The following is an 11,496-nucleotide window of genomic DNA, read 5'->3' as shown; positions in this document are numbered from 1 at the left end:
ATGCGCATCTGTCCTGCGGAGTGGTTATTGCGAAAGCGGTTCCATCGGCCGCTCGGCCGCGATCATGGCCTGCGTCTGGGCAAGCTTGGGGTCCGACACAAGGCCGTAATCGGCAAGCGGGCCATCCGGCCCCGCCACTTCATCCGACAGGAAGAAGGTGACGTATTCGCGCAGGCCGGGGATCACGCCCAGATGCGCCAGCTTCACATAAAAGAACAGCGGGCGCGACACCGGGTATTCGCCCGATGCGATGGTTTCGACCGAGGGCATCACCCCGTCCATCGTATAGACCCGCAGCCGATCCGTGTTCGATTGGTAAAAGGACAGGCCAAAGACGCCAATCCCTACCGGGTTCGACTGCACCCGCGCCAAGGTTTCCGTATAGTCGCCGTCGATATCGACGGCCGCGCCATCGGTGCGCAGATCAAGGCAGGCCTCGTCGGCGGCCTTCTTCTTGGCGTCAGCATCCCCCGTCGCCGCATCGGCAAAAAGGTCATGCGCGCCTGTGGCCTTGCAGCCTGCCAAAAGCACGTTGTGGTCAAACACCTCGCGCGTGCCGTGCTTGGTGCCGGGGATGAAGGCCAGAATCTCTTGCGACGGGAAGGTTGGGTTTACTTCGGCCCAATCGCGCAACCGGTTCTGAACCAAAGCGCCGTCCTGCACGATCTCTGCCCCCAAAGCGCGATACCAATCCGCCGGGGTAAAGGCGAAATCGGGCTGGTCACGCAGCGCGGCAAAAACGATGCCGTCATAACCAAAGCGCACCTCCATCACACCCGTCACCCCGTTTGAGGCGCAAAGATCAAGGTCGGATTGCTTGATCCGGCTGGAGGAGTTGGCGATGTCGATCGTCCCCTCGCCCAGCCCTTCGCAGAGCTTCTTTCGCCCCGCCCCGGACCCGCCGCCTTCGACAACCGGGGTTGGATGATCGAAGTTCTCACCAAAAAGTTCGGCCACGATGGTGGCATAGGGCAAAACGGTGGAACTTCCCGCGATCTGGATATTGTCGCGCGCCATTGCAGGGGCCGCGATGCCCGCCGCCACCAGAAGGGCGCAGGCAGCAGAAAGAGGCGGGCGGATGGACATGCGAACTCCGTCTGGGGCGGCGCCGGGCAGCACATGCCGTGCCTCGAACGCGCGCGCCTTTTGCGACAGCTTTGTAACAGCTAGATGACAAAGGCGTCACAAATCCCGCTCCCCAGCGCCATGCCTGCGCCGTGCAAGGTTCAGGTTTCAGGAAATATCACACTGAAAACGCTGCCTTTTCCACGCTCACTCTCAATCCTTATGCGGCCGCGATGGCGGTGCAGGATATGTTTGACAATCGCCAGCCCCAGCCCCGTGCCGCCCTTTTCTCGCGAACGGTGGCCGTCGACGCGGTAGAATCGTTCCGTCAGACGGGGGATATGGACGGGGTCGATTCCCTCGCCACGGTCGATCACATCGATGCGCAGCCCCGGCCCGCGCGGCAAGGCCTCGCGCGCCACATGCAGCGTCACCACGCCCCCCGCGCCCCCGTATTTCACGCCGTTCTCGATCAGGTTCACCAGAACCTGCGTGATCTGATCGGCATCCCCCGGCATCATCAGGGGGCCTGCCTCGCCCGTGATTTCAAGCCGGACCCCTGCCCCATCGGCCAAGGGGCGCAGGCTGTTCACCGAACTCCCGATCAGGGCGGCCAGATCGACCCGTTCGGTTGGGCGGACGCGTTCATCTGCCTCCACCTTCGACAGATGCAAAAGGTCGGAAATCAGGCGGTTCATCCGTCCCGCCTCACGCTCCATGATCTCTAGAAACCGGGCGCGAGCGGCAGGGTCGTCACGCGCCGCCCCTTTCAGCGTTTCGATGAACCCCAATAGCGCGGTCAATGGTGTGCGCAATTCATGGCTGACATTTGCCACGAAATCGCGCCGCATCTGGCCCATCTGTTCGGCCTCGGTCACATCCTCGAAGGTCAGGATGGCATGGCCCTCGGCCGGGGCCACCGTCACGCGATAGATGATGTCTTGCGACGGGCCGGGGATCACATGGCGCGCCGTGCCCGTCTCGCCCTCGCCCAAGGCCGCGGCAATGGCCGATTGCAGCGCAGGCTGGCGCAGGGCCAGCAGATGGTGCCGCCCCTCTACCCCCGGCCCAAACAGCGCCAAAGCCGCCACATTTGCGGCAAGGATGCGTTCATCCGGGCCGATTGCCAGCACTGGCAGTGGAATCGCTGCCACGATTTTCCGCATCATTTCCGTATACATGCCACGCTCCTGCCGTGTTCCGCCGTCATAGCATGGTCAATCCCAATGGCCAGAGCGAAGGGCAGACGCGGCATGCAGACGGGTGGACAGGAGCAGATTCCCGATCGCACTAGACCACCGCGCCATGTCGCGGCGCGGCGCGGTCGCGCGGCCTCGTCCAAAGTGGCAGAAGCCGGGGCACAGCCGTCGCGGGCCATCGTTCTGGGCTTTGCCGCCAATCCGCCCGAAAGCATCGCTGTGGATGGGCCGGGCAAGATCGACTCTGTCCTGCTGGCAACCATGGCCCCGGACAAGGTCATCTGCCCGCTTTTTGCCACCGACTATGACGCGCTGGTCGTGGCGCAGCTTCTCACGAAGCTGGGCTTTGGCGGCACGCTGGTCGTCGTCGCCCCTGATTTGCCCAATCCCCGGATGGTGGAACGCGAGATTCGCAATCAATCGGGCGGATTGAAGGTGGCTGTCGTCGTTCGCCCGTGACGGTCAGGGGTTATCCCGCCGATAGATCCAATCATGATCCGGATCGTTCTGGAACCGCCAGTTGCGGCGCGGTCCGGCCATGACGTTCAGGTAATACATGTCATAGCCATAAGGCGCCCCGCAGGGATGATGCCCCTTCGGCACCAAGGTCACGTCATGATCCTTGACCGCCATGGTGACATCCAACGCGCCATCTTCGGTATAGACCCGCTGGATCCCGAAACCCTGCGCGGGGTTCAGGCGCATATAATAGGTTTCCTCCAGATAGGTCATGCGGGGGAAATCATCCTCGTCATGCCGATGGCTTGGATAGCTGGACCAGTTGCCTTGCGGCGTAAAGACCTCGGTCACCAACAGGCTGTCGGCCACCTCGCGCGCCTCCATCGCGATATTGTTGATGTAGCGTGTATTGGCCCCCGTCCCGCGCGGGGTCAGTTCGATCCCTTCAGGCCCAAGGCGCCGGACGGGATGGTTGCCCTTGCCCGGCGCGGTGCAGACCGCCAGCACGCAATCGGTGACGGCCACCGCCTGCCATTCGCTGCTATTGGGGACATAAAGACAATGCGGCGGGGTGCGTTCGAAAACGCTCATCCGCTCGCCCATCTCGCCAAAATCCTGCCCGCCCGCTGTGATCCGTGCCTTACCCTCGACCAGCACAAGGATCGCCTCGCGGTCGCCCGTCGCCTCAGCCGCCTCTTGCCCCGCGGTTAGGCGGTAAAGGCCAAAACCCACGTAACCCCAGCCTGCGCTTTCGGGCGTGATGTTATGGACCTTGCCATTGGTCCCTTTGGGCTTTCGCAGCAACTCCATGACGCAACCCCTTCATTTTCTGTCTGAAATATCACACGAGCGTCCGGGGAAGTGCCCCCCCGGTCCCGCCGGGTGATCAGATGAGACCGACTTCCTTCGACAACCGCTTCAGCGTCGCAAGGCCCAGCGTCTGATACAAAAGGGGGTTGCGAACCTGTGGGTCCTGCTCTGCCTCGATCACGATCCAGGCGTCTTCATTCCGCCCATAACCTGCCGTCGCCAATTGTCCCAGCAAGGGCGCGAAATCGATGCCGCCCTCTTGATCGCCCGGCACGGTAAAGGCGCCCTCAACCACGCCCTTCAGGAAGGACCAGCCTTCCGCCCGCACCTTCGCAACCACCGCAGGGCGGATGTTCTTGGCGTGGAAATGGCGCACACGACCGATATGCTTCGCCAGCACCGCCTCAGGATCGCCGCCGCCAAAGGCGCAATGGCCGGCATCGAACAGAAGATGCGTATGCGGCCCGGTCGCCGCCATGAAGGCGTCGATATCTTCGGGGCTTTCGACGATGGTGCCCATGTGATGGTGATAGACAAGCGTCACACCCTGCCCCGCCAGATAGGCGGCAAAAGCCTCAAGTTTCGCGCCGAAAGCTTTCATTTCATTGGCAGAAAGCGTCGGTCGGTCATTGACCGCACGGCCTGCATCGCCATGGATCGCATTCGACGTCTCGCAAACGATCATGACGCGGCATGCATTATGTTTCAGCTTGGCAAGGTGGGGTTGGCAGGCGGCAATCTCCTCCTCGACCGACCGGACCAGAAGTTCCGTCGAATACCAGCCCGAGATGAATTTCAGCCCATAAGAGCCAAGCAGTGCCCGCAATTCCTCAGGCTCGTCCGGCCAGCGATGGCCGTTTTCGATCCCGTCAAAGCCGATCTGTCGACCGGCCTCATCCAAAATGCGGGTGGTGGCGATATCAGCGCCAATGGAACGGTCGTCATCATTGGCCCAAGCGATGGGATTGGTTCCGAACAGGATCATGTGTTTTCTCAACTTCAGCCGTCAATCGACTGTTTTGCTTTCATTTCTTCGAACTTCGCCCGTGCTGCGCGCACGTCGGGCCGCACCGAAACCTCTGGCACGCCCACTTCCCACCACGTGCCGCCCGCCGCCGTGGAGGGGCCGGGATCGGTGTCGATCACGATGACGGATGGTACGGAACCACCCCGCATCTCGGTGATCTTGGCCTCCAACTCCGCCACCGACCCGGCCTTCACCGCCCGTGCGCCCATGCTGGCGGCATGGGCAACAAAGTCGATGGCCGAGGGGTTCACATGATAGGCATCGTCAAGAAGGTTGTTGAAAGGCGCGCCGCCCGTATGCTTCTGCAAGCGATTGATGCAGCCATAGCCCCGGTTGTCGGTGATGACGACGGTGAAGGGAATGCCCATCATCACTGCCGTGGCCAGTTCGGAATTGGCCATCATGTAGGACCCATCCCCCACCATGCAGACCACATCCGCATCCGGCCGCGCCATCTTGATGCCCAAGGCCCCCGCGATCTCATATCCCATGCAGGAGAAACCGTATTCCATGTGATAGCCGCCCTGCGCGGCATCCCAGATCTTGTGCAACTCGCCCGGCATCGTGCCTGCCGCGCCCATCACGATGGTGGCTGGGGTAGAGGCACGCTGCACCGCGCCGACCACCTGCATATCGGTGGGCAATTGATTGCCCGCCGCCGGGGCGGCCTTCACCGCCGCCTTAGCTGCGGCCCACTCTACCTTGAGCGCGGCATCCGGCGCGGCAAAGCGCAGGCCCGTCAATCCCGCGCCAAGCCGTTCCAGCGCCACACGGGCGTCAGAGACAAGGCTCATCGCCCCATGCTTGCCCGCATCATAGGCCTGCACATTGATCGCCAAGATCCGCCGCGCAGGGTTCTTGAACAGCGACCAGCTGCCCGTCGTGAAATCCTGAAACCGCGTGCCAAGGCCGATCACCAGATCGGCCCCCTCGCACAGGATATTGGCCGAAGATGACCCCGTCACACCCACGGGGCCAAAGTTCATCGCATGGTCATGCTCCAGGGCCGATTTGCCCGCCTGCGTTTCCACTACCGGGATGCCATGCTCAGCGGCAAAGGAGGCCAGCGCCGCCTCGGCCCCCGAATAGACCACGCCGCCACCTGCGACGATGACGGGGGCCTTTGCAGCCTTGATCGCGGCCAACGCCTCGGCCAGTTCCGCCTGATCGGGTTCCGGGCGCCGGATGCGCCAGACCTTCGGCGCGAAAAAACTTTCGGGGTAATCATAGGCCTCGGCCTGCACATCCTGACAGAAGGCCAGCGTCACAGGCCCACATTCCGCCGGGTCCGTCATCACCCGCAGCGCGCGGGGTAGCGCGGTCAAGATATGTTCGGGCCGCGTGATCCGGTCAAAGTAGCGCGACACGGGGCGGAAGCAGTCATTGGCCGAAACCGTGCCATCCGCGAAATCCTCTACCTGCTGCAAGACCGGGTCGGGCGCACGATTGGCAAAGACATCGCCGGGGATGATGAGCAGCGGCAGACGGTTCACATAGGCCAGCGCCGCCGCCGTCACCACATTCGTGGCCCCCGGCCCGATGGAGGTGGTCACCGCCATGGCCTTGCGGCGCTTTTGCGCCTTGGCATAGGCGATGGCCGTATGGGCCATGGTCTGTTCATTATGCCCGCGCCATGTGGGGAAAACATCGCGCGCGCCCTGCAGCGCCTCGCCCAGCCCGGCCACATTGCCATGGCCGAAGATCGCCCAGATGCCTTCGATGAAACGGCTGCCATCTTCGGCCTGCTGATTGGCCAGCCAGCGCACCATGGCCTGTGCGGCGGTCAAACGGACGGTTGTCATGCGGCTTTCTCCCCCTTGGCGCGCGCCTCGTCCCAGATCAGGCACAGGCGGCTGTATCTCTCCACCATCATCGCGATGGCCTCTGCGTCGCCCATCTTGCCTGCCAGCCAGCCCCGCGCGGCATCGGCAAAGATCGTGCGACCCACGGCGAAACCCTTCACCAGATCATGCCGGGCGGCAAGGCCCAGCGAGGCGGCAAGTTGATCCTCCGGCGCATCAAGGCCCAGCACCACGATGCCCCGCACATGCGGATCGCGCGTGGTGATGGCGTCGCAGGCATTGGCCCATGCGGCATCTGTGGCAAAGGGTTCCAGCTTCCACCAATCCGGGTAGACCCCAAGGTCATAGAAGCGGCTTATGACCTGCGCCGAAGTCATGTCATCCACCGGGGCGACCTTGGACGGGATCACCTCCAACAGCATTTCCAGACGGTTGCGGCGGCAGGCGTGGAAGAGGCGGACCACCGTCTCTTCCTGCTGCGCTTTCATCTCGGGCGCGTCATCGGGGTGATAAAAGCACAGCACCTTGACCACATGGCCCAAAGGCCATTCCGACAGCCCCCCGAAATCGGGGCCAAGCTCGGGTTCCAGCGTCAGGGGCCGCGACCCCGGCCATTCGACGGGCCGACCGATCCAAAGGCCGGTTCCCGCCGCCGCATGCAGCGCGCGACGGCCAAGGCGGTTGTCGCACAGGATGCCATGCCCCGGCTGGCCATCCGCCACCTGCAGCGCGGCGGCAAGGCACAACTCCTTGAACGCACCAATCTTGGCAGGCGTCGCACCCTCCATCGCCTCAAGCTGCATGCGATGGTCGAAGGCAAAGACCCGCATGCTGGACCAATCGCCATGGCGGTTGGTGGACCAGTGAACTTGCTCCAATTCCGCATCCTTGCGCAGCGCCTTTTCCTTGACGCCACGGTTCAGGAAGAACTGCAATTCCTCCCAAGACGGATAGGCAGGCGTGCAGCCATGGCGCGACACGGCAAAGGCCCCACAGGCATTGGCATATTTCAGGGCGATGGGCCAAGGCTCGCCATCCAGCCAGCCCTTCAGAAGGCCGGACATGAAGCCATCCCCTGCCCCCAGCACATTGAACACCTCGATCGGGAAGCCGGGGCCGCTTTCCCCTTCGTCCAGCGTATTGGGGATTGCGCCAGTAAAGGCCACCGCCCCCATTGGCCCCCGCTTGCACACAAGCGTGGCCTTCGACACCGCCCGCACCGCGCGCAGAGCGGCAATGGTGTCGGTGCTGCCGCCTGCGATGTGGAACTCTTCCTCCGTCCCGACGATCAGATCAAAGTAATGCAGGGTCGATTGCAGCTTGGCCGTGACGGCGGCGCTTTCGATAAAGCGGCTTTCGCCTGCGCCATGCCCCGCCAGCCCCCAAAGGTTCGGGCGATAGTCGATATCCAGCGCAGTCTGCACCCCATGTCTGCGGGCAAGCGCCAGGGCCTTGATGACGGCAGCCTCGGTTTGCGGATGGCTCAGATGCGTGCCCGTCGCGACCACCGAACGCGCCTCGGCGATGAAGCCTTCGTCGATATCGGCTTCGCACAGCGCCATATCGGCGCAATTCTCGCGGTAGAAAATCAGGGGAAATTGCGTTTCATCCCGGATGCCCAGCAGGACCAGCGCCGTCAGACGCTCTGGGTCCGTCTTCACGCCACGCACATCCACACCTTCGCGCGCCAGTTCCTCGCGGATGAAGCGGCCCATATGTTCGTCCCCCACCCGCGTGATGAGGGCGGACCGCAGCCCCAGCCGCGCCGTACCCGCCGCCATATTCGTCGGGCTGCCACCGATATATTTCTGAAAGGACCCCATATCCTCCAGCCGCCCGCCCACCTGCGCGCCGTAAAGATCGACCGAGGATCGGCCAATGGTGATGACATCAAGCGTCTTGGCTGGCGACACCGTTCCTCCTTCGACCCCACCCTGATGACGCAGAGATTCGGCCCTTATGCTGTTTTGGAATTTTTATTCCATTCCGCCATCAGTGGAAAGGGCTTTCTTCACCCCCGCGCCGTGCCCACCGCCACCGCCAGCGCGATGGAAAGCGCCAGCGTCGCCGACAGCGACCGAAAGGCCCCGAAATCCACCTCGGGCACGGTCAGAACGGTGGCCGCATGGCGGGCAAGCGGGCTGGTCAGTCGGTCAGTGATGCCGATCACGGGCAGGCCACGCGCTGCCGCATCCTGCGCAAGGGCCAGGGTTTCGTCGGAATAGGGCGCGAAGGTGATGGCGATGCAGGCATCGCCCAACCGCATCGCATGGCGGTGGTCCAACTTGCCCGCCCCGTCATGCAGCATGGCGGGCACCTGCATTTTTTCGAAGACATAGCTTAGATAACTCGCCACCGGATAGGCGCGGCGCAGGCCCACCACATGCACGGTCCCGGCCTGCGCCAACTGCGCCACGGCCTGCGCCAAGGCCGCCTCATCCACCGATTTCGCGAGCTGTTCCAAGGACAGCCGCCCTGCATCCACGAATTCGGCCAAAAGCGCGGCCGGGCTACCCGCGCCACTTTCCTTCAGGTTCTTCAACCGTGTCGCATAATCGGGCCAGCCGGGGCTATAGGCCTCGCGGAACAGGCGCTGCATTTCGGAAAAGCCGGTAAAGCCAAGGATCTGGCAAAACCGCATCAGGGCCGAGGGGGGCACATCCGCCCCCGCCGCCAGTTCCGCCACCGTGGAAACGGCAATGCGGTCGGTATTGGCGGCGATATGATCGGCGCATTGGCGCAGGCGTTTGGGCAGGCCATCCGTCACCTCGGCCAGCCGCAGGCGGAATTCGTCGATGCTGGCCGGTGCAGTCATGATTGCCCTCTTTTTCAGGGCAAGCTAGCAGCGTGGAACGAATATTCCAACCAGTTCTGGAATGACGGCGCGATTTCTGACACAGAAATCGCTGCGGAATTTGACGCAAATTCCTTGTGACCACGCCTCCCCCCCGATTTCTGCGTCAGAAATCGGCGCGAAATATGCGTCATATTTCGCTAAACCGCCCGCAACCCCGCCCGGAACCGCACAGCATTCGCCCGATACCCCGCCGCCGACTTAAGCAACCGTGCCCGCGCCGCGTCATCCAGCAGACGCACCACCTTGCCGGGGCTGCCCATCACCAGCGAACCGTCGGGGATCTCTTTTCCTTCGGTGATCAAGGCGCAGGCCCCGATCAGGCAGCCCTTTCCGATCCGCGCCCCGTTCAGGATCGTGGCCCCCATGCCGATCAACGTGCCGTCCCCGATCACGCAGCCATGCAGCATCGCCTTGTGCCCGATGGTGCAATCCGCCCCGATCACCAGCGGATAGCCCATATCTGTATGCAGGACCGAGGATTCCTGCACATTCGACCCCCGGCCCACCCGGATCTCTTCATTATCCCCGCGCAGCGTCGCGCCGAACCAGACGGATGCCCCCGCCTCCAGCACCACCTGCCCGATGATATTGGCATCCGGCGCGACCCAGGCCTCCGTGTCCACCACAGGCTCCACCCCGTCCAAAGCATAGATCATCGCGCGTCAAACTCCCGGTTCAGGCCGCGCACGAAATCCGAAAGCCCCGGTTGGCGGTCGCGGCGCAGACGCTCGGCCTCAAGGATCGTGGTCAGCCGCGTGAAAGTGGCGTCCAGATCGTCGTTGACCAGAACATAATCATATTCCGCCCAATGGCTTATCTCGTCGCGGCTTTTCGCCATACGGCCTGCGATCACCTCATCGCTGTCCTGCCCCCGGCCCCGCAGGCGGCGGTCCAGTTCGGCAATAGACGGCGGCAGCACAAAGATCGACACCACATCCCGCCCCAGCGCCGAATTGCGGATCTGCTGGCCGCCCTGCCAATCGATGTCGAAGACGGTATCGCAGCCCTCGGCCATATTCGCCTCCACCGGACCGCGCGGCGTGCCGTAAAAGTTCCCGAACACCTCGGCATGTTCCAGCATCTGGCCCGCATCGACCATCGCCTCGAATTCCGCCCGTGACCGGAAGTAATATTCCCGCCCGTCCACCTCACCGGGGCGCGGCGCGCGGGTGGTGGCCGATACGGAAAAGCGCATCGTTGCGTCCCACCCCATCAAGCGGCGGGTGAGCGTCGATTTCCCGGCCCCCGATGGCGAGGACAGGATGAGGAGAAGCCCCTTGCGCGCCATGGTCATTCCACGTTCTGAACCTGTTCGCGCATCTGATCGATGACCGTTTTCAGGTCAAGCCCGATCCGGGTCAGCGTCAGCGCCTGCGCCTTGGAACAAAGCGTGTTCGCCTCGCGCATGAATTCCTGCATCAGGAAGTCGAACTTCCGCCCCACCGGGCCATCCTCGGCCAAAAGGGCGCGGGCGGCGGCGACATGGGCGGTCAGGCGGTCCATCTCTTCGGTCACGTCATTCTTCACCGCGATCAGCGCCAGTTCCTGCGTCAGCCGCGCCTCATCCACGCCATCGGTATTGGCGATGACCTTGGCAAGCGCGTCCTTCAAAGCCGCCGCTGTCGCCTCGCGCCGGGCCTCGGCCTCGTGCCGCGCACCGGCTGTCAGCGCCTCGATCCGGTCCAGTTGCGCCACGATCACCCCTTGCAACGCAGCCCCTTCTGCGGCGCGCATCGCGTTGAATTCTGTCAAGAGGGGCGGCAGATCGGCAAGGATGGCCGCGCGAAGGGGCGCGGTATCCTCATCCACGGCGGATTGGTCCAACACCCCCCGCACCGCCAGCACATCCGCCGCGGTGGCCTGCGCCAGCGTCACACCTGCAGACATCGCGGCGGCCTCCACCTCTCCCAGCGCGCGCAGAACAGCGGTCAGCGCAGCGGGATTGATCCGCAGCGCATCGCTCCCCTCACCCGCCCCGTCGCGTGCCACCTTCAGCGACAGGGACACATTCCCCCGCCCCAAGGCGCGGCCCAATTCGGCGCGCAAGGCCGCCTCCAACCCGTCGATCCAATCGGGCACCCGCAGCCGCAGGTCCAGCCCCTTGCCATTGACTGCCCGCAAATCCCAGGTCCAGCCATGCCCCGCGCCCTGCCCCTTGCGGGTGGCGAAACCGGTCATCGAAAGGGTCATGCGCGTCTCCTTGCAGCGTTGCGCCATCGGCCACAGGGGGACGGGCTAACCGCTTTTCCCGAACTGCCGTTACTGGGGGTAACAGAG

At 63.6% G+C, this 11,496-nt stretch carries 11 protein-coding genes; 1 reads left to right on the top strand and 10 read right to left on the bottom strand.

Translation table 11 applies throughout. The features are described 5' to 3' along the window. Window positions 1-24 precede the first annotated feature (24 nt). Together QF092_RS02730 and QF092_RS02725 are read right to left on the bottom strand one after the other, a co-directional pair. Window positions 25-1,086, bottom strand: a complete 1,062-nt coding sequence (locus QF092_RS02730; RefSeq protein ID WP_281467402.1) for a PstS family phosphate ABC transporter substrate-binding protein — start codon at window positions 1,084-1,086, stop codon at window positions 25-27. Window positions 1,087-1,226: 140 nt separating this feature from the next. Beyond that, window positions 1,227-2,246 carry a sensor histidine kinase gene (locus tag QF092_RS02725; RefSeq protein WP_281467400.1) on the bottom strand — a complete coding sequence of 340 codons (1,020 nt, stop codon included), beginning with the start codon at window positions 2,244-2,246 and terminating at the stop codon, window positions 1,227-1,229. 72 nt (window positions 2,247-2,318) lie between these two features. Here QF092_RS02725 and QF092_RS02720 point away from each other — a divergent pair, with 72 nt between their 5' ends. After that, entirely contained in the window at window positions 2,319-2,723 is a 405-nt protein-coding gene (locus QF092_RS02720) for a hypothetical protein (RefSeq protein ID WP_281467398.1), read from the top strand. 3 nt (window positions 2,724-2,726) lie between these two features. Here the strand turns inward: QF092_RS02720 and iolB are convergent, their stop codons facing one another. The 8 genes from iolB to QF092_RS02680 all read right to left on the bottom strand — a co-directional run bounded on the left by iolB (window position 2,727) and on the right by QF092_RS02680 (window position 11,409). Beyond that, window positions 2,727-3,533: a 5-deoxy-glucuronate isomerase gene (iolB, locus tag QF092_RS02715; protein ID WP_281467396.1), complete on the bottom strand. Its 807-nt coding sequence runs from the start codon at window positions 3,531-3,533 to the stop codon at window positions 2,727-2,729. A 76-nt stretch (window positions 3,534-3,609) separates the two neighbouring features. Further along, on the bottom strand, window positions 3,610-4,518 hold the full coding sequence (gene iolE / locus QF092_RS02710; protein ID WP_281467394.1) for a myo-inosose-2 dehydratase: 909 nt from the start codon (window positions 4,516-4,518) through the stop codon (window positions 3,610-3,612). A gap of 14 nt (window positions 4,519-4,532) precedes the next feature. Beyond that, a complete protein-coding gene (gene iolD / locus QF092_RS02705) occupies window positions 4,533-6,362 on the bottom strand; it encodes a 3D-(3,5/4)-trihydroxycyclohexane-1,2-dione acylhydrolase (decyclizing) (protein WP_281467392.1) in 1,830 nt (609 codons plus the stop codon). Continuing rightward, window positions 6,359-8,275, bottom strand: coding sequence for a bifunctional 5-dehydro-2-deoxygluconokinase/5-dehydro-2-deoxyphosphogluconate aldolase (locus QF092_RS02700; protein ID WP_281467390.1), 1,917 nt, complete (start codon window positions 8,273-8,275; stop codon window positions 6,359-6,361). Before QF092_RS02700 ends, iolD begins: the two co-directional genes overlap by 4 nt. Before the next feature lie 98 nt (window positions 8,276-8,373). Beyond that, entirely contained in the window at window positions 8,374-9,177 is an 804-nt protein-coding gene (locus QF092_RS02695) for a MurR/RpiR family transcriptional regulator (protein WP_281467388.1), read from the bottom strand. Between the two features lie 179 nt (window positions 9,178-9,356). Continuing rightward, window positions 9,357-9,875 carry a gamma carbonic anhydrase family protein gene (locus QF092_RS02690; protein ID WP_281467386.1) on the bottom strand — a complete coding sequence of 173 codons (519 nt, stop codon included), beginning with the start codon at window positions 9,873-9,875 and terminating at the stop codon, window positions 9,357-9,359. After that, entirely contained in the window at window positions 9,872-10,507 is a 636-nt protein-coding gene (gmk, locus tag QF092_RS02685; RefSeq protein ID WP_281469726.1) for a guanylate kinase, read from the bottom strand. Before gmk ends, QF092_RS02690 begins: the two co-directional genes overlap by 4 nt. Window positions 10,508-10,509: 2 nt before the next feature. Next, window positions 10,510-11,409: a YicC/YloC family endoribonuclease gene (locus tag QF092_RS02680; RefSeq protein ID WP_281467384.1), complete on the bottom strand. Its 900-nt coding sequence runs from the start codon at window positions 11,407-11,409 to the stop codon at window positions 10,510-10,512. Window positions 11,410-11,496: the final 87 nt, after the last annotated feature.

This window comes from Fuscovulum ytuae, from assembly GCF_029953595.1.
Classification (GTDB): domain Bacteria; phylum Pseudomonadota; class Alphaproteobacteria; order Rhodobacterales; family Rhodobacteraceae; genus Paragemmobacter; species Paragemmobacter ytuae.
This window is presented reverse-complemented; position numbering and strand designations above follow the sequence as displayed.

Bases quoted from the DNA above. Each gene is read 5' to 3' on its own strand.
- gmk (WP_281469726.1), bottom strand. From the start codon at position 10,507: ATGGCGCGCAAGGGGCTTCTCCTCATCCTGTCCTCGCCATCGGGGGCC.
- QF092_RS02720 (WP_281467398.1), top strand. From the start codon at position 2,319: ATGCAGACGGGTGGACAGGAGCAGATTCCCGATCGCACTAGACCACCG.
- QF092_RS02690 (WP_281467386.1), bottom strand. From the start codon at position 9,875: ATGATCTATGCTTTGGACGGGGTGGAGCCTGTGGTGGACACGGAGGCC.
- QF092_RS02680 (WP_281467384.1), bottom strand. From the start codon at position 11,409: ATGACCCTTTCGATGACCGGTTTCGCCACCCGCAAGGGGCAGGGCGCG.
- QF092_RS02725 (WP_281467400.1), bottom strand. From the start codon at position 2,246: ATGTATACGGAAATGATGCGGAAAATCGTGGCAGCGATTCCACTGCCA.
- QF092_RS02695 (WP_281467388.1), bottom strand. From the start codon at position 9,177: ATGACTGCACCGGCCAGCATCGACGAATTCCGCCTGCGGCTGGCCGAG.
- iolD (WP_281467392.1), bottom strand. From the start codon at position 6,362: ATGACAACCGTCCGTTTGACCGCCGCACAGGCCATGGTGCGCTGGCTG.
- iolE (WP_281467394.1), bottom strand. From the start codon at position 4,518: ATGATCCTGTTCGGAACCAATCCCATCGCTTGGGCCAATGATGACGAC.
- iolB (WP_281467396.1), bottom strand. From the start codon at position 3,533: ATGGAGTTGCTGCGAAAGCCCAAAGGGACCAATGGCAAGGTCCATAAC.
- QF092_RS02730 (WP_281467402.1), bottom strand. From the start codon at position 1,086: ATGTCCATCCGCCCGCCTCTTTCTGCTGCCTGCGCCCTTCTGGTGGCG.